The organism is Mesorhizobium tianshanense, assembly GCF_007830515.1.
GTDB lineage: Bacteria > Pseudomonadota > Alphaproteobacteria > Rhizobiales > Rhizobiaceae > Mesorhizobium > Mesorhizobium tianshanense.
The window spans coordinates 1-19,752 of record NZ_VLKT01000001.1 but is presented as its reverse complement, the minus strand read 5'-3'; the positions used below and the strand labels follow the sequence as shown (position 1 = coordinate 19,752).

The following is a 19,752-nucleotide window of genomic DNA, read 5'->3' as shown; positions in this document are numbered from 1 at the left end:
AGACTTCAGGGTTGCCAATGCCCGCGCATTGGTATCTTTTCCCGCCGTTCGAATTCAGCGGAACCCACCATGTCCTTTCAAAAACTCGACGACCTCGGCCACAAGCTCGAAGCGCTGGAGCATGCGCTCGCCATTCTCGGCGCCGACGAGGCGACCCATATGGCCGTTGGCGGCGGCGAGAAGCGCGCCGAGGCAATGTCGGCGCTTGCCGGCATGCATCACGCCCGAGCGACCGCGCCGGAGATCGCCGACTGGATCGCGGCGGCCGAACAGGAAGCGCTGAACGAAGAACAGCAGGCAGCGCTCAAGGAATTCCGGCGGCAATACACCAACCTGACCTGCCTGCCGGTCGAGTTCGTCGAACGCCAAACGACCGCGCGCATGCGCTCCGAGCAGCTCTGGCGCGACCTGCGCGCGAAAAACGACTGGGCCGGTTTTTTGCCGGCGCTCGAAGGCGTCGTGGCGCTGGTGCGCGAGGAAGCGGCACTTCGCGCCGATGTGCTCGGCCTCGATCCCTATGACGCGCTGATGGAGCAATTTGATCCGGGTAACCGCACCGCCGACATCACGCCGGTCTTCGCCGAACTGAAGACCTTCCTCAGGGGATTCATGCCGGAGGCGCTGGCCGTGCAGGAAGAGCGGCTGGCAAAACACCCGCTGAAGCCGCTTTCGGGCAGCTATGCAATCGACAAGCAGCGCGAGCTTGGCCTCGCCATGATGGCGGCGGTCGGCTTCGACCTCACCCACGGCTCGCTTTCGGTGTCGCATCATCCGTTCTGCGGCGGCGTGCCGAGCGACGTGCGCATCACCACCCGCTACAAAACCTCGGACTTCCTGTCGGCGCTGATGGGCGTGCTGCACGAGACCGGCCACGCGCTTTACGAACAGAACCTGCCCAAGGCGTGGGCGCACTGGCCGCTCGGCAAGGCGCGCGGCATGGCCGTGCATGAAAGCCAGAGCCTGTTCGTCGAAAAGCAGATCGGCCGCAACCCCGAATTCTGGCGCTGGGCGCTGCCGGTGGTCGAAAGGCACCTCGGCGAGACCTGGTCGATCGACGACATCCTGCCGCATGTGCACCGGGTCGAGCGCGGCCTGATCCGCGTCGACGCCGACGAGGTGACCTATCCGCTGCACGTCATCCTGCGCTACGAGCTGGAGCAGGAGCTTGTCTCGGGGCGGCTGGAGGCAGCCGACCTGCCCGAGGCCTGGGACGCCAGGATGCGCGATTATCTCGGCCTGTCGACCATCGACAACCCGGCCGACGGACCGATGCAGGATGTACATTGGCCGGGTGCCGCCTTCGGCTATTTCCCATCCTACACGCTGGGCGCCATGATGGCGGCACAGCAATGGGCGGCGCTGACCAGAGACCATCCTGCCGCCGACGCAGACCTCGCCCGAGGGGATTTCGCGGCGATCAACGACTGGCGCCGGCAAAGGATCTGGTCGCAGGGCTCACGCTGGTCGACGCCCGATCTGCTCGAACGCGCCACCGGCGAAAAACTCAACGCCGCGCATTTCACCGAGCATTTGAAGAAGCGCTATGGCGCCTAGGGCGCACCGCTACCAACCATCCCGCCTGGCCGATCATTGGTGTTCTCGAAGATACCGCACGGTCCACCATCCTCGATCTCGGCGGAGCCCACTCTGCCTTGCAGGACGCAATTAACTTTTCTATCACTAGTGGCATTCGACTGTATCTGGCGGGACGTACAGGGCATGGGGCGGGCAAGACACTTTCAGGCCGCGACAACAGTGGTCGCAAGACTTGCAGTGTTGATTGTTGTCTGCACGGTCTGCTGGCCGGCCGTGGCCGGTACGAACGTGCACAAGGGCAGCCTTGGCAGTTGGATCGATCGGGTCGCACTGCCAAAGGCCGATCCGCAATTCGACAGCCAGATCAAGAACGGCATATCCAACCTGCTGTCGGATTATCAGATCCGCAAGCGCCCGGGCGGATTGGAGATCTTCGACCGCTACGCCTACAAGATCGTCGACCGCACAGGCCTGGAACGCGGCGCCAGCATAAGTTTTGAATTCGATCCTGCGACGTCCGACGTCACCGTGAACTGGATCGACATCATTCGTGACGGCGTGGTGATCCAGCACCTTTCCGAAGCTGATTTCGACGTGTTCCGGCGCGAGAAGGATGCGGAGAAGGGCCTCTTCGATGGCTGGCTTACCGCGTACGTGAACATCAACGATGTCCGGGTCGGAGACATCGTCGACTATGGCAAGACCGCGGTCAGAACTCCGATCATCGGCACGGATCTTCTTTACCATTCCGTTGCCGTGGCTTGGGACGAACCAATCGCTCTGATCCGCGAAAGAGTGACGTGGCCAACGGTGCAGCCCCTGAACGTCCGGCAGGTCAGGACGGACATACGCCCGGATGTCCGGTCTAGCGGAGAAACGATGACCTATCTTTGGCAAAGCGCCAATCCGATTCCGCTGAAATCGCAGCAATATCTGCCGCCGGACTTTCTCATATATCCGGCCATCGAGATCTCCTCGACATCGAAGTGGCAAGATATCGTCGACACGGTTCTTCCCTATTATCGGCTCGACCAGGAGCTGCCGGCAGATTTCGCATCGAAGCTCGATGCGATTGCCGCCAAATACGATGCGCCCGAAGACAGGATGATCGAGGCAATGCGGTTGGTCCAGGACAACATCCGCTATGTCAGCCTGTCGATGGGTCGTGGTTCCTATATCCCGCGCAGCCCGACAAGAGTGGTGGCAAGCGGCTTCGGAGATTGCAAGGACAAGGCGCTGCTTCTCGCCTCCAGCCTGCGGCGACTGGGACTCCATGCGGACGTGGCTCTCACGGATATCGATGAAGGGCTTGCTCTCGCCACGAATCTTCCGACGATTAGCGCGTTTGACCACGTCATCGTAAAGGTCGTTATCGGCAGCCAGACGTATTGGATCGACGCGACCAACTACCTGCAGGGGGGCAGAGCAGACAATCTTGTATCACCCGATTTTGGCTTTGCGCTGCCCGTTGTCGCCGACAACGCGGAGATAGAAAGGGTCGACCGAAAGGAGCTCTACCAGCCGACCACCTTTGTGAGCGAGCTGTTCGATTTTCCCAAACGTAAAGGCGAGCCGCTCAAACTGACGGTTACCACTACCTATTGGGGCGCGGATGCCGATAGCATGCGCTATAGGCTTGTCTCGCGATCGGCGACAAAGATCGCGGACGACTATCTCAAATATTACAATCGCCAGTATCCCGGAATGAAAAGTCTGGGACCGTTGGTGACGAGCGACAGCCGCGACAAGAATCTGGTTTCGGTAATCGAATCCTACGATCTGTCGGCAGACGATCTCGACGCCGATAACCTCTCCAAGGAATTTTCTTTGAAATCGGATGTCGGCATCAGATATCTGCCGGAGCCCGACCTCCTCGAAAGGAGCGCGCCAGTCTGGCTAGGCAGCCCGATCTTTAGACGACACCAGTCCACCGTCAGAAATCTGAAGGCCCAGTTCGTAGGCCCCGAGGACAATGACGACGTGATCACGCCCTACGTTGCATTCAAGGCGCGTTGGACGAGCACCCCCACCGAATTTCAAGTCGACTGGTTTCTCAAGACTATCAATGATCAGGTTCCCGCCAAGAGCATCGGCCCTTATTTAAAATCCCTCAAGAAGATGAGCGACAACTCTGCTTGGACCTACAATTTCGCCTATTCCGACGCCGAAGCGAACTGAACCGGTGAAAGGGCCTATTCCGCAGCGCCCCTGAAAGCATTCGCCCCGGTTTCGAATTGCAGCTTAGCCAGCCGGGCATAGATGCCGCCCTTGGTGACGAGGCTCTGGTGCGTGCCTTCCTCGACGATGCAGCCGCCATCCATGACCAGGATCCGGTCGGCCTTCAGCACCGTCGCCAGCCGGTGGGCGATGACGATCGTGGTGCGGTCCTGCATCAGCCGTTCCAGCGCCGTCTGCACCAGCGTCTCGCTTTCGGCGTCGAGCGCCGAGGTCGCCTCGTCGAGCAGCAGGATCGGCGCGTCGCGCAGAATCGCGCGGGCAATCGCCACGCGCTGGCGCTGGCCGCCGGACAGCGTCACGCCGCGCTCGCCGACCTGACTGTCATAGCCTTTCTCAAGCTTTAGGATGAATTCGTCGGCAAGCGCATCTTTCGCCGCTGCCTCGATCTCGGCGTCGCTGGCGTCCGGACGACCGAAGCCGATATTGTTGCGTGCGCTGGCCGCGAAGATGGTGACGTCCTGCGGCACGATGGCGATGCGTTCTCGTATGGCGGCAGGGTCGGCCTCGCGCACATCGACACCGTCGATCATGATCTTGCCTGTCTCGGGGTCGTAGAAGCGCAGGAGCAGCGAAAAGACGGTGCTCTTGCCCGCGCCCGACGGGCCGACGATCGCCACCGTCTCGCCGGGCTTGACCTGGAAACTCAGGCCGTGGACGGCGGCACGGTCGGGCCCAGCCGGATAGGAGAAGGACACGTCGTCGAAACTGATTGCGCCTCTGACCGTCGCCGGCAGCAGTTTTGGATGCGCGGGAGCCTGGATCGCGGGCTTCTCGGCCAGGATCTCGGTCAGCCGTTCGGCAGCGCCCGCCGCCTGAGAAAGCTCGCCCCACACTTCCGACAGCGCGCCGAGCGCGCCGGCGGCGAACACCGAATAGAGCAGGAACTGGCCGAGCGTGCCTGGCGACAGCGTGCCGTCGAGCACGTCTCGCGAACCGAACCACAGCACCGCCACCACCGAGGAAAAGATCATGAAGATGGCGAAGAAGGTGAGGAAGGATCGGGCAAAGATCGAGGACCGCGCCGCCTCGAAGGCGGCTTCCACGGTAGATGAAAAATGCCCGGTGACCAGCTTCTCGTTGGTGAAGGCCTGCAGCGTGCGCACCGCGCCGATCTGCTCGCTGGCGTACGCCGTGGCGTCGGCCAGCGTGTCCTGCGCCAGCCGCGATTTGCGGCGCACCGCGCGACCAAAGGCAACCAGCGGCAGCACGATCACCGGGATGGCGGCGATGACGAGGCCGGACAGTTTCGGGCTGGTGAAAACCATCATCGCCACCGCGCCGAGACCCAGGATGACGTTGCGAAGCGCCACCGATGCGGTGGCACCGACCGCCGACTTCACCTGCGTCGTATCGGCGGCGAGCCGCGACACGATCTCGCCCGACTGAGCGGTGTCGAAGAAGGACGGCGACAGTGTCGTGACATGGCGGAACACGTCGCTGCGGATGTCGGCGACGACGCGCTCGCCCAGCGTGATGACGAAATAGTAGCGGCTGGCCGACGCCGCGGCTAACAAGGCAGCCATCACGACCAGCATGGCGAAGTACTCGGCGATGAAGCCGGAATCGGAAGCGGAAAAGCCGTGGTCGATCATCCGCCGCACGGCCAGCGGCAGCGCCAGCGTCGTCGCCGCCGCGACGGTCAGCGAGACGACCGCGCCAATGACCATTTTCCGGTAACGGGTGATGTAGGGGAATAGGCGCCGCAGCGGCTTGAGCGAACGCCTGCGCGCGTCTGCATCGCCACTGGTGTGCGCCATGACCGTTTCCTCTGGCTCTTTTGACATGCGCCCCAATATGCGCTTGCCGCGGCCTTGTGATTCAATTCCGGCTGATGTATAGGCTCGCCGACCGTTTTAGAAGCCGTGGCTCCTCAATAGCTGCGGCTTCGAGTTTTAAAAAGGGGCGCATCGACGCAGGCTTTGTGCCCGTCAGCAGCGCCGGCGAACCAGGAATAGCACAATGAAGACCGACATCCATCCCGACTACCACACGATCAAGGTCGTCATGACCGACGGCACCGAATACATGACCCGCTCGACCTGGGGCAAGGAAGGCGACACGATGAACCTCGACATCGACCCGACCACCCACCCGGCCTGGACCGGCGGCCAGCAGACCTTGCTCGACCGCGGCGGCCGCCTGTCGAAGTTCAAGAAGCGTTTCGAAGGCTTCGGCCTCTAAGCCGCAGGGCTTTCGCAGATCAAGAACCCGCCCTCGTGGCGGGTTTTTTGTTGCCGAAATGCGGCCTATTCGCCGACCAGTTCGCGCAGCGCCATGCGCTTGTAGGCGGCGACCAGGTCGTCGCCTTCTTGCCGCCCGACCGAGATCGCCAGCCGCATGGTGGCCTCACCCATCTGCCAGATGAGAAACGCCGTCGTTTCCAGCGCCGCCGGATCGGCGACAGGCCGCAACCGCTTTAGCACCGCCGTGAGGAATTCGGCATTGGCCCGGCTGTCGGCGAGCTCGAGCTCACGTAGCGCCTTGTCGGCCTGCGTGCCCGACCAGATGTCGCGCATCACCGGCTCCGCCAGGAACAGTCCGTAATAGATATCCACCAGCTCCGAAAACGCCCGACGCAGGCCTTCGACATCAGTGACATCTGCCAGTGCGGCTGAGATGCAGGCCTGGCTTTCGGCGGTGTAGCGCTCGGCCAGCGCCCAGATGATCGCCCGCTTGTCCGGGAAGAACTGGTAGAGCGAGCCGATCGACACCCCGGCCCGTTCCGCCACTTCGCCCATGCGCATGGCGTCGCTGCCTTGCTCGGCGGTCAGCGCGGAGGCTGCGGCCAGCATCCGCTCGACCCGCTCGCGGCTGCGTTGCTGGCTCGGTGCCCGACGCGGCGATGCGATCTGGCCATCCTGTGAATTCGATACGGTCGAGCCTTCCATCACTGTCTCCAGGCGAACGATCAACAATTGGCTTGACTCATAAATACGAGGGTTTATCACGTTTTGCAAATGTGAGGATTGCTCATGTTTAGAAACAGAGGAGAATAACCATGAACGCGACCGCAAGAAAACCGACCTTGATCCTCGGCGGCACCGGCAAGACCGGCCGTCGTCTCGCGGACCGACTGACGGCGCAGGGCCTGCCGGTGCGGATCGGCTCGCGCTCGGGCACGCCGCCCTTCGACTGGGAAAACAACACGACCTGGGCACCGGCACTGCACGGTGTGGGCGCCGTCTACATCAGCTACTACCCCGATCTTGCGGTGCCCGGTGCCGCCGAAGCGGTCGGCGCCTTCGCCAATTTTGCCGTGGAGCGCGGTGTGCGCCGGCTGGTGCTGTTGTCAGGCCGCGGCGAAACGGAAGCGCAACGCGCCGAGGATACGCTGAAAGCCTCAGGCGCCGACTGGACGATCCTGCGCTGTGCCTGGTTCGCCCAGAACTTCAGCGAGAGTTTTTTGCTCGATCCGCTGCTCGCCGGTGAGGTAGCTTTGCCGGTCGGCACTGTCGGAGAACCGTTCGTCGACGCCGACGATATCGCCGACGCCGCCGTGACGGTGCTTACCCGGCACGGCCATGTCGGCCAGCTTTACGAGCTGACCGGGCCGCGGCTGCTGAGCTTCGCCGAGGCGGTCGCCGAGATCGGCATGGCGGCCGGCCGCGACATCCGCTTTATCAGGATTTCGCATGCCGAGTTCACCGCCGCAGTAGCCGGGTACGAGCTGCCGGCCGAGTTCGCCCGGCTGCTCAACGAGCTGTTCACCGAGGTGCTCGACGGCCGCAACGAGTCGCTGACTGACGGCGTCGAGCGCGTGCTCGGCCGCGCCCCAAAAGATTTTTCCACCTATGCAACCGAAACCGCCGCTACGGGCATCTGGAGTGACTGACATGATCATGAAGCTGCTTCCCACCCTCACCTTCATCGCAGCCCTTGGCTCAGGCATCGTCGGCGGCGTTTTCTTCGCCTTTTCCAGCTTCGTCATGCCGGGCCTCGCCCGCATGCCCGCCGCGGGCGGCATTGCCGCCATGAATTCGATCAATGTCACTGCGGTGACCCCGATGTTCATGACCGCGCTTTTTGGCACCGGGCTGATCTGCCTTGTCCTCGCCGTCGGCGCTGTCATCGGTTGGAACCAACCGGGTTCGTTCTGGCTACTCGCCGGCGCCCTGATCTATCTCATCGGCAGCCCGATCGTGACGATGATCTTCAACGTGCCACTCAACAACGCGCTGGCCGCCGTCGATCCGGCGAGCACCAATGGCGCCGCGGTGTGGGCCACCTATCTCAGCGACTGGGTGATGTGGAACCACGTCCGCACCGTTACCGCCATCGCGGCGCTGGGTTGCTTCATCATGGCATGGCGGTGAATGCAGGGGCAGAAACGGAAAAGACCCTGCGTCAGCCAAGGTCTTTTGACGTGGTGTCTTTTGACTTGTGGCCTTTGCGGTCGGCATGGCCGAGATCGCGGTCGGGATCGATCACGTCGCGGACCAGTTGCTTGAGCCTTGCGGCATCGGGAAAGCCGCCGTCGCGCTTGCGGTCCCAGACCAGCGTATCGTTGCACGAAATGGTGAAGATGCCGCCGGTGCCGGGCACCAGCGTCACCTCGCCCAGATCCGTTCCGAAGGTGGACAGCAGCTCCTGCGCCATCCAGCCCGCGCGCAGCAGCCACAGGCACTGCGTGCAGTAGGTGATGCGGATGATGGGCAGCGCCTGTTCGGTCATGTCAGATTGAGCTCCGCTCATGCCGGGCTGAGTTTGGCTCATGCCGCGCTGAGCTTTGCCATGGTCTCGTCGTCCACCTCGAAATTGGCGTAGACGCTTTGCACGTCGTCGTCATCCTCGAGCGTGGCGACCAGCTTCATCAGCGACTGCGCCCGCTCCTCGTCGACCGCGATATTGGTCTGCGGCTTCCAGATCGGCTTCACCGACTCTGCCTCGCCGAGCGCGTCTTCCAGCGCCTTCGAGACCTCGCCCAGGTTCTCGAAGGCGCAATAGATCGTATGGCCGTCCTCGTCCGACTGGACGTCGTCGGCGCCGGCTTCGATCGCCGCGTCCATGACCTTCTCGGCGCTGCCGACTGACGCCGGATAGACGATTTCGCCAGCACGGTCCCACATGAACGACACCGAGCCGGTTTCGCCCATCGCTCCGCCGGCCTTGGTGAAGGCGGCACGCACATTCGACGCCGAGCGGTTGCGGTTGTCGGTCAGCGCCTCGACGATCAGCGCAACGCCACCCGGCCCGTAGCCTTCGTAGCGCACGGCTTCGTAAGTCTCGGCGTCGCCCATCGATGCCTTGTTGATGGCGCGCTGGATGTTGTCCTTCGGCATCGACACCGCCTTGGCGTTCTGCACGGCCAAGCGCAGGCGCGGGTTCATCGACGGATCCGGTGTGCCGCTCTTGGCGGCGACGGTTATTTCGCGCGCCAGCTTGGAAAACATTTTCGACCGCACCGCGTCCTGACGGCCCTTGCGGTGCATGATGTTCTTGAACTGTGAATGGCCAGCCATGGCACCCCTGTCATCTTCTTGGCAGAGCATCCTGCAGCGAGATAATGACCTCGCCTTGCGCCAAAATGCTCGAATTCAAAACTTCAGAACGTCCCTGATGCGTCCGGATGGACGTACGGCGCTCTCTATCGGAATGGCCGGCTTATAGATAAATCGGCTCAATTCGTCCAGCCGTGCGGTAAGGGTGATGCGCAACAAGCCCGCCAGCTGCATTCCTGCGGCCGTTCACTCTTCCAGATCGGATTTCAGTCGGTTGAGAATGCTGATCGCGTGGGTGGCGTATTCGCTGATCCAGCGGTCGTGGATCTGCTTGATCGGCAGCGCATTGAGGTGGTTCCAGCGCTCGCGCCCCTCGCGCCGCGCGACGACCAAATCAGCCTCCTCCAGCACCTTCAGATGCAGCATGACGGTGCAACGGTCCATGTCGGGGAAGGCATCGCACAGCATGCCGGTGGTCTTCGGTGCATCCTTCAGCTCGTCCAGCAAAGCGCGCCGGCGCGGATGCGCCAGCGCCTTGAAAACATTGTCGTCTTGCGATCGGCTTGACATGTTATGTTTTTATAACATATTGTCTGCCCAATCAAGGAAGGAGCTGTGAATATGTCCCTTGGATTCAGAGTTTCGGGCCGCATCGGCAAACCGGTTGCCGAGGTCTTCGACGCAGTCGTCAATCCCAGGAAGCTCAGCGGCTATTTCACCACGATCGGCGGCGCCAGCGCGCCGCTGGTCGCGGGCGCAGGCGTCGTCTGGTGGGGCAAGGTCCCGGTCGAGGTCGACGAAGTGGAGAAAGACAGCCGCATCGTGCTGCGCTGGGACGCTGCCGACGCGGACGGCAAGCCGGCCTACAAGACGCGCATCGAGATGAATTTCGAGCCGCTGGACGACGGCGGCACCTTCGTCACCATCGCCGAGACCGGCTGGCACGAGGACGCGGTCGGCCTGAAGAAGTCCTACCTCAACTGCGAGGGCTGGTCGCAGATGCTGGCCTGCATGAAGGCCTATGTCGAATACGGCATCAACCTGCGCGACGGCTATTACCGCAGCGAGATGAGGGGTGAACCGGCCAGCGAAGACAATATTTGAGCGACCGTAAGGAAGACGTGCGATGAAGAGTGTAACGCCATTCCTGATGTTCGAGGGCAAGGCCGAGGAGGCAATGGCCCTCTATTGCGAGACCATTCCCGGCAGCAGCGTCCTTGACGTCACACGTTACGGCCCCGGCGAAGACAGACCGGAAGGAACGGTCAAGCTGGCGCGCTTGTCCATCGGTGGCGGCTTGGACGTGATGGTCTACAACAGCCCCGTGCACCATGCCTTCACGTTCACGCCGTCGGTCTCGCTCTATGTGGATTGCTCCACGGAGGCAGAGTTGAACGGCATTGTTACGGCTCTGGCAAAGGATGGCGCGTTTCTGATGCCGCCCGACAATTATGGCTTCAGCCGCCGTTTCGCATGGCTGAACGACAGGTTCGGAGTCTCTTGGCAGATCAATCTGGCGTAGCGAGGCCGAGCCGACCAACAACACCTGAGCACGACAACGGAGCCAGCAATGACCGCGAAAATCACCGGCGGCATCAACATCGCCATGAAAGTGCCCCCGCACCAGTATGAGGAGACGATCGCCTTCTACCGCGACGTCGTCGGCTTGAAGCCGTTCACCGCCAAGGCGCCGGCAATCGGCTTCGAGCTCGGCCCCAACCGTCTGTGGATCGATGAGGCGCCGATGCTAAGCCAGGCAGAGGTCTGGCTGGAGCTTTTCACCGACGATTTCCCTGTGGCCGCGGATCATTTCGCCAAGGCCGGCGTTGTGCGCTGCGATGCCATCGAGCCCTTGGGCGAGGGCTTCCGCGGTGGCTGGATCACCAATCCGGCCAACATCGTTCACATGGTGCGCGAGCCCGACGCCTGGTGAGCGCCAATGCCTGAAAGGAGCATCCCATGGAGATCCGCGAAAACCCGACAGCCGAAGCCGGCATGCTGGTCCGGCGGCCGGTCGCAGAGGTGTTCGAAGCCATCGTCGATCCGGCCATCACCACGAAATTCTGGTTCACGCACGGCAGCGGCCGGCTGGACAGCGGCAAGCAAGTCCGCTGGGAATGGCGCATGTACGACGTCTCGACGACGGTCGATGTCAGCGAGATCGTCAAGGACAAGAAGCTCGTCATGCAGTGGAGCGAGCCGCCGACCACCGTGGTCTGGACCTTCACCGAAATGCCTGGGAGTGCCACCTTTATCGAGGTCCGAAATTTCGGCTTTGCCGGCAATGGCGACGAGCAGGTGAAAGAGGCCATCGGTTCAACCGGCGGCTTCACCCTCGTGCTCGCCGGCGCCAAGGCATGGCTGGAGCAGGGCCTGACGCTTGGCCTGATCGGCGACCGTCATCCGAAGGGTGTGCCGGCGAGCTAGAGCCGGCTCAGGATCGCCGCTTTTCCTGCCCACGGCGAGCTTGAATCCAATTCTCGGCCGGAGCTTCCCGAATGTCCGAAGTATCGATCTCGCTGTCAGGCAAGTCAGCCAGCTTGGCTAACTGATCGAGCTGATCCTGGCTAAGGCCCTTGGTGGTCATAGCTCAATGCCCGCCAGCCTTTGCCTTCCTCCGGCGCCTTGCCAGCATGTTGAGGCCCTCGACCAGCGCCGAGAACCCCATGGCGGCGTAGATGTAGCCCTTGGGCACATGAAAGCCCATGCCGTCGGCGATCAGCGTCATGCCGATCATCAGCAGGAAGCTCAGCGCCAGCATGACGATGCTGGGGTTCTTGGCGATGAATTCGGCGAGCGGCCCGGCCGCCAGCATCATCACGCTGACCGCCACGATCACGGCAATGTACATGATGGCGATCTCGTCGGTCATTCCGACCGCGGTGATGATCGAATCGATCGAAAAGACGAGGTCGAGCAGCAGGATCTGGAAGATGGCGCCGGCTAGCGAAAGCTGCAGCGTGTCGCCCATCATCGTGTCCTGGTGATCCTCGAGATCGACCGTGTGGTGGATCTCCTTGGTCGCCTTCCAGACGAGGAACAGACCGCCGGCGATCAGGATCAGGTCGCGCCACGAAAAGCCGTGACCGAAGGCCGTGAACACCGGCGTCGTCAATTGGACGATGATCGAGATGGTCGCAAGCAGCACCAGCCGCATGATCAGCGCGGCAGAAATGCCGAGCCGGCGCGCGCGAGCCCTTTGCGCCTCCGGCAGCTTGTTGGTGAGGATCGAGATGAAGATCAGATTGTCGATGCCGAGCACGACCTCCAGCACAATCAGCGTCAGCAGCGCGACCCAGGCAGTCGGGTCGTAAACGAAGGCGAAATGCGGCGCCAGGAATTCGATTAGCTGCATGGAGGTCGTCCCCTCTCTAACGATCTGAAGCAGGTGTAGCCGGCAATTAAGTACTACAATCGCTTACATCAATATTATGACCAGAAGGACGGCGCCGTTTCCTCGAGCCGCGGTCCGCGGCGAAACGGCGCAATCCGTTCGGTCAGGCCGCTGCGATCCGAAATGTCGACGCCGACGCCGCACAAAGTCGCCGGGCCGGTCGACGCCTCGAAGCGGCCTTTCGGCACCTTCGACAGGAACCGGTTGAGCGGCTCCTCCTTGTCCATGCCGAGCGAGGAATCATAGTCGCCACACATGCCGGCATCGGAAATATAGCCGGTGCCGCCGTTGAGAATCTGGTGGTCACCGGTCGGCTGGTGCGTGTGGGTGCCGACGACCAGGCTGGCGCGGCCGTCGACGAAATGGGCAAAGCACATTTTTTCAGAGGTCGCCTCGGCATGGAAATCGATGACCACCGCATCGGCCTGCTCGCCGAGCGGACAGGCGGCAAGCTCGCGCTCACCGGCCTGGAACGGATCGTCGAGCTCGGGATGCATGAACACTCGGCCCATGATGTTGGCGACCAGAACGCGTGCGCCGTTCCTGGCGATGTAGACGCCGGAGCCGCGCCCCGGCGTGCCCTTGGGGAAATTCGACGGACGCAGAAACCGCTCCTCGCGTGGTGCGAAAACCAACGCGTCGCGCTGGTCCCAGACATGGTTGCCGGTGGTGACGACGTCGGCGCCCGCCGAAATCGTCTCGCGAAATATCTCTTCGGTGATGCCGAAGCCGCCGGCGGCGTTCTCGCCATTGACGATGACGAAGTCGAGTTTGAAATCCGAGATCAGGCCGGGCAGTTGTTCCCACACCGCCGTGCGGCCCGTTTTGCCGACCATGTCGCCGAGGAAGAGGAGTCTCATCTGAGCATAATTCCGAACCGAAGGTCAGCGAAGCAAGAAGCTGCATGACTTTCGGAAAAGATCATGCGTCCAGGAAACTATCTACAATTGTGGCGCGAAGCGGCGCAACCCGCTCTCGGTGAGTATTTCCGAGATGATCACGTCATGGTCCTCGTCCGGCACCAGCGCCACCTCCTGGCAGTCGAAGGCAATGCCGATCAGCCGGGGCGGCTGCCCCTTGTCGATCAGCCTGGCGATTGCACGGTCATAGTGGCCGGCGCCGTAGCCGATGCGGTGACCGCGCGCATCGAAAGCCGCGAGCGGCACCAGCATCACCTGGGGATCAAGCACCTCGGCTTCCTCATGAGGCCCGACGGTGCCGAAACCCATGTCGATCATCGGCGCACCACGCACCAGTTCGCGAAAGACAATGGTGGTCTTGTCGAGAATGGCCGGCAGGCAAAGCCTTGCTCCATTTTCGCGCAAGGCGAACATCAGCGGCCGGACGTCGACTTCCGAGCGCATCGGCCAGAAGCCGGAGACGATCTGGCCCGGCTCGACGGCGATGCTATCCCGCGCCGTCTCGGCCATTTCAAGCGCCGCTTCCACTCGCCAGAACGGATCGAGCGCGTCGCGGCGCTCGAGTGCTTCGCGTCGCAAATTTTTCTTCAGGTCTTTGGGAGAGGTCATATGGCCAGGGTAGAAAAGGTCAGATCTGATTGGAGCGTTGGGAGCGACGTTTTCCACCGCACGATCCACCGAAGCGTGGGCGGGCCCTTTGCATCGAGTGACGATCCACACAACCGGTGGAGAGAGCGATCCCGGGAACCTACAAAGTAGGTGGGCGCCGTATGAGAAAACCCACGGGTCTTCCCAGGGACAGCTCCCTAGGGATCATTAAGGCCCCGGGGAAAATGTTCTCCTGCCGGGAAGCACAGACCGTCAGACCCAATATAGGCCGATGGCCGACCAAGCGCCAGAGAGACGGCCATGTTCGGCGGCTTTATTCGTGCTTCACCCGCCCTTGCGCAGGCCAAGCCGCCTCCTTAGGGTTTTCCAGATGAACCAAAGAGAAAAAATGCGTTTCGAAGGCACGGCGGCCTATGTCGCCGACAAGGATCTGATGGTCGCGGTCAATGCGGCGATCGCGCTGGAGCGGCCATTGCTGGTCAAGGGCGAACCCGGCACCGGCAAGACCGAACTGGCGAGGCAAGTGTCGGCAGCGCTCGGCCTCGAGCTGATCGAATGGCACGTCAAGTCGACGACGAGGGCACAGCAGGGCCTCTACGAATATGACGCCGTCTCGCGGCTGCGCGACAGCCAGCTCGGCGACGAGCGCTTCAACGATATCAGGAACTACATCAAGCGCGGCAAGCTGTGGGACGCCTTCGCGACAGCCAAGAAGGTCGTGCTTCTGATAGACGAGATCGACAAGGCTGACATCGAATTCCCCAACGATCTGTTGCAGGAGCTCGATCGGATGGAATTCTTCGTCTACGAGACCGGCGAGACGGTCCGCGCCGCTGTGCGGCCGATCGTCATCATCACCTCCAACAACGAGAAGGAACTGCCGGACGCTTTCCTGCGCCGCTGCTTCTTCCACTACATCCGCTTTCCCGACGCCGAGACGCTGCACAGGATCGTCGACGTGCACTATCCCGGCATCAAGCAGAACCTGGTGCGCGCCGCACTCACCCAATTCTACGTGATCCGCGACGTGCCGGGCCTGAAGAAGAAGCCTTCGACCTCCGAGGCACTGGACTGGATCCGACTGCTCGTCGCGGACGACATCGCACCCGAGGATCTGCGCGCCGACGCGAAGAATGCGCTGCCCAAGCTGCACGGCGCGCTGCTGAAGAACGAACAGGACGTGCATCTGTTCGAGCGACTGGCTTTCATGGCGAGACGGCAGGGGTAACGAGCGATCGGCCAAAGGCCGCTGAAAAGCCAACGATTTGGCTTTTCAGGTGACGAGCGCCCGGAGCCATGGCGCAGGGCCGGGCATGCAGCGGCGGACAGCGCTTTCCGGTTGCTGGACCGTTGCCGCCAGCCGGGCATCGAGGCAACTTCCGGCTTGAAGCTTCGGAGGGAACGAAATGACCGAGATTACTGTCCGCCCACTTGCCCAATCCGACCACGCCGATTGGCAGCGACTGTGGACCGCCTACCTCACCTTCTACGAAACCAAGCTGCCGGAGGATATCTACGCCGTCACCTGGAAGCGCCTGTTCACGGCGGGTGAGTTCGAGCCGAAAGGCTTCATCGCCACCCTCGACGGCAAGGCGGTCGGCCTGACGCACTATCTCTACCACCGCTCCTGCTGGTCGCAGATAAACAACTGCTATCTGCAGGACCTGTTCGCCGACCCGGATGTGCGCGGCAAGGGCGTCGGTGCCGCCCTGATCGAGGCGGTCAAGCAGGAAGCCGGCAAGATCGGCGTCAAGAACGTCTACTGGATGACGCACGAGACCAACACCACCGCGCGCAAGCTCTACGACCACGTGGCGCGGCGGACCGGCTTCATCGAGTATGATCTACTATAGACAGTGCGATGTTCATCCCCTTCTTCCTCGAACTGAAAGGCGCGCGGGTTCCGGTCTCGCTTCGGGAATATCTGTCGCTGCTGGAGGGGCTGGAGGCAGGATTGATCGACTATGACGTCGAGGGTTTTTACTATCTCGCCCGCTCAGCACTGGTGAAGGACGAGCGCCACATCGACCGCTTCGACCAGGTCTTTTCGCACATCTTCAAAGGCGTCGAAGCGCTGGCTGGCGAAAACGCGGTCGACGTCGAAAACATTCCAGAGGAATGGCTGCGCCGGCTTGCCGAAAAGCACCTGACCGATGAGGAGAAAAGGCTGGTCGAGGCGCTCGGTGGTTTCGACAAGCTGATGGAGACGCTTAAGAATCGGCTGGAGGAACAGAAGGGTCGTCACCAGGGTGGCTCTAAATGGATCGGCACCGGCGGCACTTCCCCCTTTGGCGCCTATGGCTACAATCCCGAAGGCGTGCGCATCGGCCAGCATGAGAGCCGCAACCGCCGTGCGGTGAAAGTCTGGGACAAGCGCGAGTTCAGGAATTTCGACGATGCCGTCGAACTCGGCACCCGCAACATCAAGATCGCGCTGAAGCGCCTGCGCCGCTGGGTGCGCGAAGGCGCCGAGGAAGAGTTCGACTTGCCCGGCACCATCCACGCCACCGCCGAGCACGGCTACCTCGACGTGCAGACGCGGCCTGAGCGGCGCAATGTCGTGAAGCTGCTGATGTTCTTCGACGTCGGCGGCTCGATGGACGACCACGTCAGAAGTGTCGAGGAGCTGTTTTCGGCCGCTCGCGCCGAATTCCGCCAGCTCGAATATTTCTACTTCCACAACTGCCTCTACGAGGGCGTGTGGAAGGACAACCGCCGCCGTCATGCGGAGGTGATTCCGACCTTCGACCTCCTCCACAAATACGGCCCGGACTACAAGGTGATCGTCGTCGGCGACGCCTCGATGAGCCCTTACGAGATCGCGCATCCCGGCGGCTCGGTCGAGCATTGGAATCCTGAGGCCGGCGGCGTCTGGCTCGGCCGGCTGCTGCAGCAATGGCCGAACGCAGTATGGCTCAACCCGGAAAACGAAAAGCATTGGGGTTACACCCACTCGATCGCCATGATCCGCGATATCTTCGGCGGCCGCATGTTTCCGCTGACGCTCGCCGGGCTCGAAGCCGCGACGAAGCAGCTTTCAAGGAAGCACTGAATGGCTTTACGACACGCAAGACAGGAAGGCCGATGACCTGTTTCCTCTGCCTGCAGTGTGGCGTCCAGTTCGCGGCGGCAGCAACGCCGCCGGACCATTGCCCGATCTGCGAGGACGAGCGGCAATATGTGCGCTGGGAAGGCCAGGCCTGGATCACGCCGGAAGAGCTCGCCGCCGGGCATCGGATCGTGATGAAGGACGACACCGGCGTACTCGCCTTCGGCATCGAGCCGCGCTTCGCCATCGGTCAGCGGGCGTTGCTGGCGCAAACGCCGCACGGCAATGTGCTGTGGGACTGTATCTCGATGGTCAGCGGCGAGGCGGTGGCCGAAATCAGCCGACGGGGCGGCCTGGCCGCGATCGCCATTTCGCACTGCCATTATTATTCGGCGATGATCGAGTGGAGCGAGGCGTTTGGCGGCGTGCCGATCTATCTGCACGCCGACGATCGTCAGTGGATCATGCGGCCGCATCCGGCTGTTATCAGTTGGGAGGGCGAGACGCGCGCCCTGAACCCCTCGCTGACCCTTATCCGTTGCGGCGGCCACTTTGCCGGCGGCCAGGTGCTGCACTGGAAGCGCGACGGCGGCGACGCCATCCTGGCCGGCGACATCTTGCAGGTCACGCCTACGCGCCGCCATGTCAGCTTCATGTACAGCTACCCGAACTACATTCCGCTCAATGCGGCGAAAGTGCTCGGCATCAAGGCTGCGCTGGAGTCTTTCGAGTTCGACCATATCTATGGCGCATGGTGGAACCAGAATGTCATCGGAGAAGCAAAGGCGGCATTTGCAGCTTCTGTTGCGCGGTATCTCGCGGCGATCGCCTGAGGATTCTTCACGGCAGGAACGGAATACGGGCAAACGCCGTAACGAGTGCCTATTTTAGGCGAACTTGGGAAAGCGACCCAACAGCGGCTCGAGCTAAGAGGCAAAAAAGATGGATAGTCATACCTACCCCGTCACCCGAACCGATGCCGAATGGCGCGCCCGGCTGACGCCAGAGCAATATGCGGTGATGCGCAACCACGGCACCGAGCGGCCAGGCAGTTGCGCCCTGCTCCACGAGAAGCGCGCCGGTACCTTTTCGTGCGCCGGTTGCGACCAGCCCTTGTTCGAATCGAAGCTGAAATTCGAGAGCGGCACCGGCTGGCCGAGCTTCAACGACCCGGTGGCCGGTTCGGTCGAGACCACGGTCGACCGCAGCTACGGCATGGTCCGCACCGAATGCCACTGCGCCCGCTGCGGCAGCCATCTTGGCCATGTCTTCGAGGACGGCCCGCCGCCGACCGGCCTTCGCTATTGCATCAACGGCGTGGCGCTGAAATTCGAGCCGGCCGCCTGACTGGAATTCGACGGTGGCAAGGGACGGCTTCGGCCGCCCTTGCCGGCAGCACTGTCCTGTCTAGACCACCACCACCAGCATCAGCCACAGCACAGCCCCCAGCGTCATCAGCGAAGCCTTGACGCCGCCGGATTTCTCGGCGGTGCGCCACACCGCAAAAGTCAGAAAGATATTGTACGGCACCGGCGCGAAATGCACCGCCAGAACGAGAGCGAGCGGCAGCTTCAGCCCGAGCAGGATGAGCGCCAGAACCGACGACGCGATGTTGATCGCCGTGCCGACAAGGACCAGATCGCGCCAGAACAGCCGATCGAGCGGGGCCGTGCCTCGCCAGCGCGAGCGGAAGAAACCCGCCGCACGGCCTGCCTTGCCGTCTTCGCCTTCGAAGGTTTCTGGCGCACTCATCGATGCGGCCTTCTCTCATTTGACCGCCGCAGAGATGTCCAACGCAGCAAGCCTGTCAACGCAGGTCGATCATCGGCACGCAAGCGTATGATCTGACAGATTGTCATCAAACGGTCGTGAAACCTTTCTACGTCGACCCATTGTCGGCATCTCGGCAAAGATACCGTGCCGGAATCTGCCGCCCCATCATCCAGTCGCCTGCCAGGGAGGTCTTGAGATGAGCGATAATGTCTACAACGTGCTGTTTCTTTGCAACGCCAATTCGGCGCGATCCATCATGGGGAAGCCATCCTCAATCGGATCGGCGCCGGCAGGTTCAGGGTGTTTTCCGCCGGTTCCCAGCCGAAGGGCGAGGTCAACCCTTACGCACTGCAGCTGCTCGAAAGTCTCAACTACGATACGAGCTTCGCCCGCCCGAAAGGCTGGGACGAGTTCGCCGAGCCCGATGCGCCGGAAATGAACTTCATCGTCACGCTTTGCGACAGCACCGCGAATGAATCCTGTCCGATCTGGCCGGGTCATCCGATGACCGCGCTCTGGTCGATACCCGACCCATCCAAGGCGGACGGCACCGAAGCCGAGCTGCATCTCGCCTTTGCCGATGCCTATCGCATGCTCAACAACCGCATCTCGCTGTTCGTCAATCTGCCGATGGAAGCGCTCGACCATCTGGCGCTGCGGCACCATCTCGACGCGATTGCCCGCGACACGCCGAAGCCGAACTAGAGCGTGTCGCGTTTGACGTGATTCAGGATTCCCATTGAGGCTGCGGCGTGATTCATTGCGGTTTGAAGGAGAACCGCGATGGGCAAGCCG

24 protein-coding genes, 1 other RNA gene and 1 pseudogene are annotated in these 19,752 nt (G+C 62.1%); 15 read left to right on the top strand and 11 right to left on the bottom strand.

Annotated elements, in window-relative coordinates; translation table 11 throughout:
* The first annotated feature begins 69 nt into the window (after window positions 1-69).
* Both IQ26_RS00125 and IQ26_RS00120 read left to right on the top strand, forming a co-directional pair.
* Window positions 70-1,554, top strand: coding sequence for a carboxypeptidase M32 (locus IQ26_RS00125; protein WP_145711093.1), 1,485 nt, complete (start codon window positions 70-72; stop codon window positions 1,552-1,554).
* 165 nt (window positions 1,555-1,719) lie between these two features.
* A complete protein-coding gene (locus IQ26_RS00120) occupies window positions 1,720-3,714 on the top strand; it encodes a DUF3857 domain-containing protein (RefSeq protein ID WP_145711090.1) in 1,995 nt (664 codons plus the stop codon).
* Between the two features lie 14 nt (window positions 3,715-3,728).
* On the opposite strand, the gene IQ26_RS00115 is transcribed toward IQ26_RS00120, so the two are convergent.
* Complete coding sequence (locus IQ26_RS00115; protein WP_145711088.1) at window positions 3,729-5,531, bottom strand: ABC transporter transmembrane domain-containing protein; 1,803 nt, start codon at window positions 5,529-5,531, stop codon at window positions 3,729-3,731.
* Between the two features lie 202 nt (window positions 5,532-5,733).
* Here IQ26_RS00115 and rpmE point away from each other — a divergent pair, with 202 nt between their 5' ends.
* Window positions 5,734-5,955, top strand: a complete 222-nt coding sequence (gene rpmE / locus IQ26_RS00110; protein ID WP_006327661.1) for a 50S ribosomal protein L31 — start codon at window positions 5,734-5,736, stop codon at window positions 5,953-5,955.
* A 65-nt stretch (window positions 5,956-6,020) separates the two neighbouring features.
* On the opposite strand, the gene IQ26_RS00105 is transcribed toward rpmE, so the two are convergent.
* Window positions 6,021-6,662 carry a TetR/AcrR family transcriptional regulator gene (locus tag IQ26_RS00105; RefSeq protein WP_145711086.1) on the bottom strand — a complete coding sequence of 214 codons (642 nt, stop codon included), beginning with the start codon at window positions 6,660-6,662 and terminating at the stop codon, window positions 6,021-6,023.
* Window positions 6,663-6,772: 110 nt separating this feature from the next.
* Between IQ26_RS00105 and IQ26_RS00100 the strand changes: the two genes are divergently transcribed.
* The gene (locus IQ26_RS00100; protein ID WP_145711084.1) at window positions 6,773-7,606 is read left to right on the top strand and encodes a Rossmann-fold NAD(P)-binding domain-containing protein; all 834 of its coding nucleotides are present in this window, start codon (window positions 6,773-6,775) and stop codon (window positions 7,604-7,606) included.
* Window position 7,607: 1 nt separating this feature from the next.
* Window positions 7,608-8,087 (top strand): anthrone oxygenase family protein, encoded by a 480-nt coding sequence (locus IQ26_RS00095; RefSeq protein WP_145711082.1) that lies wholly within the window; start codon window positions 7,608-7,610, stop codon window positions 8,085-8,087.
* A gap of 31 nt (window positions 8,088-8,118) precedes the next feature.
* On the opposite strand, the gene IQ26_RS00090 is transcribed toward IQ26_RS00095, so the two are convergent.
* From IQ26_RS00090 to IQ26_RS00080, 3 genes are all read right to left on the bottom strand, one after another.
* Entirely contained in the window at window positions 8,119-8,445 is a 327-nt protein-coding gene (locus IQ26_RS00090) for an Rdx family protein (protein WP_145711080.1), read from the bottom strand.
* A 38-nt stretch (window positions 8,446-8,483) separates the two neighbouring features.
* Window positions 8,484-9,233 carry a YebC/PmpR family DNA-binding transcriptional regulator gene (locus IQ26_RS00085; RefSeq protein ID WP_145711078.1) on the bottom strand — a complete coding sequence of 250 codons (750 nt, stop codon included), beginning with the start codon at window positions 9,231-9,233 and terminating at the stop codon, window positions 8,484-8,486.
* Window positions 9,234-9,458: 225 nt separating this feature from the next.
* A complete protein-coding gene (locus tag IQ26_RS00080; RefSeq protein WP_145711076.1) occupies window positions 9,459-9,782 on the bottom strand; it encodes an ArsR/SmtB family transcription factor in 324 nt (107 codons plus the stop codon).
* 51 nt (window positions 9,783-9,833) lie between these two features.
* On the opposite strand from IQ26_RS00080, the gene IQ26_RS00075 reads away from it, so the two are divergent.
* Genes IQ26_RS00075 through IQ26_RS00060 form a run of 4 tightly spaced genes read left to right on the top strand, consistent with a single transcriptional unit; the run spans window position 9,834 to window position 11,639 of the window.
* Complete coding sequence (locus IQ26_RS00075) at window positions 9,834-10,316, top strand: SRPBCC domain-containing protein (RefSeq protein WP_145711074.1); 483 nt, start codon at window positions 9,834-9,836, stop codon at window positions 10,314-10,316.
* Between the two features lie 22 nt (window positions 10,317-10,338).
* Window positions 10,339-10,734, top strand: a complete 396-nt coding sequence (locus IQ26_RS00070) for a VOC family protein (protein ID WP_145711072.1) — start codon at window positions 10,339-10,341, stop codon at window positions 10,732-10,734.
* A 48-nt stretch (window positions 10,735-10,782) separates the two neighbouring features.
* Window positions 10,783-11,145, top strand: coding sequence for a hypothetical protein (locus IQ26_RS00065; protein ID WP_145711070.1), 363 nt, complete (start codon window positions 10,783-10,785; stop codon window positions 11,143-11,145).
* 26 nt (window positions 11,146-11,171) lie between these two features.
* Window positions 11,172-11,639 carry an SRPBCC family protein gene (locus tag IQ26_RS00060; protein ID WP_145711068.1) on the top strand — a complete coding sequence of 156 codons (468 nt, stop codon included), beginning with the start codon at window positions 11,172-11,174 and terminating at the stop codon, window positions 11,637-11,639.
* A gap of 7 nt (window positions 11,640-11,646) precedes the next feature.
* On the opposite strand, the gene IQ26_RS39040 is transcribed toward IQ26_RS00060, so the two are convergent.
* The 5 genes from IQ26_RS39040 to ssrS form a co-directional block, all read right to left on the bottom strand.
* Complete coding sequence (locus IQ26_RS39040; protein WP_156090913.1) at window positions 11,647-11,799, bottom strand: hypothetical protein; 153 nt, start codon at window positions 11,797-11,799, stop codon at window positions 11,647-11,649.
* A gap of 3 nt (window positions 11,800-11,802) precedes the next feature.
* A complete protein-coding gene (locus IQ26_RS00055) occupies window positions 11,803-12,567 on the bottom strand; it encodes a TerC family protein (RefSeq protein WP_145711066.1) in 765 nt (254 codons plus the stop codon).
* Between the two features lie 74 nt (window positions 12,568-12,641).
* Complete coding sequence (locus IQ26_RS00050; RefSeq protein ID WP_145711064.1) at window positions 12,642-13,466, bottom strand: TIGR00282 family metallophosphoesterase; 825 nt, start codon at window positions 13,464-13,466, stop codon at window positions 12,642-12,644.
* An 81-nt stretch (window positions 13,467-13,547) separates the two neighbouring features.
* A complete protein-coding gene (locus IQ26_RS00045; protein WP_145711062.1) occupies window positions 13,548-14,135 on the bottom strand; it encodes a 5-formyltetrahydrofolate cyclo-ligase in 588 nt (195 codons plus the stop codon).
* Window positions 14,136-14,233: 98 nt separating this feature from the next.
* Window positions 14,234-14,389, bottom strand: a non-coding RNA gene (ssrS, locus tag IQ26_RS00040) — 6S RNA.
* Between the two features lie 134 nt (window positions 14,390-14,523).
* Here ssrS and IQ26_RS00035 point away from each other — a divergent pair.
* From IQ26_RS00035 to msrB, 5 genes are all read left to right on the top strand, one after another.
* On the top strand, window positions 14,524-15,363 hold the full coding sequence (locus IQ26_RS00035) for an AAA family ATPase (RefSeq protein ID WP_145711060.1): 840 nt from the start codon (window positions 14,524-14,526) through the stop codon (window positions 15,361-15,363).
* 178 nt (window positions 15,364-15,541) lie between these two features.
* Window positions 15,542-15,988: a GNAT family N-acetyltransferase gene (locus tag IQ26_RS00030; protein WP_145711058.1), complete on the top strand. Its 447-nt coding sequence runs from the start codon at window positions 15,542-15,544 to the stop codon at window positions 15,986-15,988.
* A gap of 8 nt (window positions 15,989-15,996) precedes the next feature.
* Entirely contained in the window at window positions 15,997-17,187 is a 1,191-nt protein-coding gene (locus IQ26_RS00025; RefSeq protein WP_145711055.1) for a vWA domain-containing protein, read from the top strand.
* A 32-nt stretch (window positions 17,188-17,219) separates the two neighbouring features.
* Entirely contained in the window at window positions 17,220-18,017 is a 798-nt protein-coding gene (locus IQ26_RS00020) for an MBL fold metallo-hydrolase (RefSeq protein WP_145711053.1), read from the top strand.
* A 109-nt stretch (window positions 18,018-18,126) separates the two neighbouring features.
* Window positions 18,127-18,531 carry a peptide-methionine (R)-S-oxide reductase MsrB gene (msrB, locus tag IQ26_RS00015; RefSeq protein ID WP_145711051.1) on the top strand — a complete coding sequence of 135 codons (405 nt, stop codon included), beginning with the start codon at window positions 18,127-18,129 and terminating at the stop codon, window positions 18,529-18,531.
* Window positions 18,532-18,591: 60 nt separating this feature from the next.
* Here the strand turns inward: msrB and IQ26_RS00010 are convergent, their stop codons facing one another.
* Window positions 18,592-18,936: a hypothetical protein gene (locus IQ26_RS00010; RefSeq protein ID WP_145711048.1), complete on the bottom strand. Its 345-nt coding sequence runs from the start codon at window positions 18,934-18,936 to the stop codon at window positions 18,592-18,594.
* Window positions 18,937-19,153: 217 nt separating this feature from the next.
* On the opposite strand from IQ26_RS00010, the pseudogene IQ26_RS00005 reads away from it, so the two are divergent.
* Window positions 19,154-19,662, top strand: a pseudogene (locus tag IQ26_RS00005) (arsenate reductase ArsC).
* The last annotated feature ends 90 nt before the right edge of the window (window positions 19,663-19,752 follow it).

What these genes read in the sequence shown, in the direction of transcription:
- IQ26_RS00125 (WP_145711093.1), top strand. Translation starts at nt 70, where the DNA reads ATGTCCTTTCAAAAACTCGACGACCTCGGCCACAAGCTCGAAGCGCTG.
- IQ26_RS00120 (WP_145711090.1), top strand. Translation starts at nt 1,720, where the DNA reads ATGGGGCGGGCAAGACACTTTCAGGCCGCGACAACAGTGGTCGCAAGA.
- IQ26_RS00115 (WP_145711088.1), bottom strand. Translation starts at nt 5,531, where the DNA reads ATGGCGCACACCAGTGGCGATGCAGACGCGCGCAGGCGTTCGCTCAAG.
- rpmE (WP_006327661.1), top strand. Translation starts at nt 5,734, where the DNA reads ATGAAGACCGACATCCATCCCGACTACCACACGATCAAGGTCGTCATG.
- IQ26_RS00105 (WP_145711086.1), bottom strand. Translation starts at nt 6,662, where the DNA reads ATGGAAGGCTCGACCGTATCGAATTCACAGGATGGCCAGATCGCATCG.
- IQ26_RS00100 (WP_145711084.1), top strand. Translation starts at nt 6,773, where the DNA reads ATGAACGCGACCGCAAGAAAACCGACCTTGATCCTCGGCGGCACCGGC.
- IQ26_RS00095 (WP_145711082.1), top strand. Translation starts at nt 7,608, where the DNA reads ATGATCATGAAGCTGCTTCCCACCCTCACCTTCATCGCAGCCCTTGGC.
- IQ26_RS00090 (WP_145711080.1), bottom strand. Translation starts at nt 8,445, where the DNA reads ATGACCGAACAGGCGCTGCCCATCATCCGCATCACCTACTGCACGCAG.
- IQ26_RS00085 (WP_145711078.1), bottom strand. Translation starts at nt 9,233, where the DNA reads ATGGCTGGCCATTCACAGTTCAAGAACATCATGCACCGCAAGGGCCGT.
- IQ26_RS00080 (WP_145711076.1), bottom strand. Translation starts at nt 9,782, where the DNA reads ATGTCAAGCCGATCGCAAGACGACAATGTTTTCAAGGCGCTGGCGCAT.
- IQ26_RS00075 (WP_145711074.1), top strand. Translation starts at nt 9,834, where the DNA reads ATGTCCCTTGGATTCAGAGTTTCGGGCCGCATCGGCAAACCGGTTGCC.
- IQ26_RS00070 (WP_145711072.1), top strand. Translation starts at nt 10,339, where the DNA reads ATGAAGAGTGTAACGCCATTCCTGATGTTCGAGGGCAAGGCCGAGGAG.
- IQ26_RS00065 (WP_145711070.1), top strand. Translation starts at nt 10,783, where the DNA reads ATGACCGCGAAAATCACCGGCGGCATCAACATCGCCATGAAAGTGCCC.
- IQ26_RS00060 (WP_145711068.1), top strand. Translation starts at nt 11,172, where the DNA reads ATGGAGATCCGCGAAAACCCGACAGCCGAAGCCGGCATGCTGGTCCGG.
- IQ26_RS39040 (WP_156090913.1), bottom strand. Translation starts at nt 11,799, where the DNA reads ATGACCACCAAGGGCCTTAGCCAGGATCAGCTCGATCAGTTAGCCAAG.
- IQ26_RS00055 (WP_145711066.1), bottom strand. Translation starts at nt 12,567, where the DNA reads ATGCAGCTAATCGAATTCCTGGCGCCGCATTTCGCCTTCGTTTACGAC.
- IQ26_RS00050 (WP_145711064.1), bottom strand. Translation starts at nt 13,466, where the DNA reads ATGAGACTCCTCTTCCTCGGCGACATGGTCGGCAAAACGGGCCGCACG.
- IQ26_RS00045 (WP_145711062.1), bottom strand. Translation starts at nt 14,135, where the DNA reads ATGACCTCTCCCAAAGACCTGAAGAAAAATTTGCGACGCGAAGCACTC.
- IQ26_RS00035 (WP_145711060.1), top strand. Translation starts at nt 14,524, where the DNA reads ATGCGTTTCGAAGGCACGGCGGCCTATGTCGCCGACAAGGATCTGATG.
- IQ26_RS00030 (WP_145711058.1), top strand. Translation starts at nt 15,542, where the DNA reads ATGACCGAGATTACTGTCCGCCCACTTGCCCAATCCGACCACGCCGAT.
- IQ26_RS00025 (WP_145711055.1), top strand. Translation starts at nt 15,997, where the DNA reads ATGTTCATCCCCTTCTTCCTCGAACTGAAAGGCGCGCGGGTTCCGGTC.
- IQ26_RS00020 (WP_145711053.1), top strand. Translation starts at nt 17,220, where the DNA reads ATGACCTGTTTCCTCTGCCTGCAGTGTGGCGTCCAGTTCGCGGCGGCA.
- msrB (WP_145711051.1), top strand. Translation starts at nt 18,127, where the DNA reads ATGGATAGTCATACCTACCCCGTCACCCGAACCGATGCCGAATGGCGC.
- IQ26_RS00010 (WP_145711048.1), bottom strand. Translation starts at nt 18,936, where the DNA reads ATGAGTGCGCCAGAAACCTTCGAAGGCGAAGACGGCAAGGCAGGCCGT.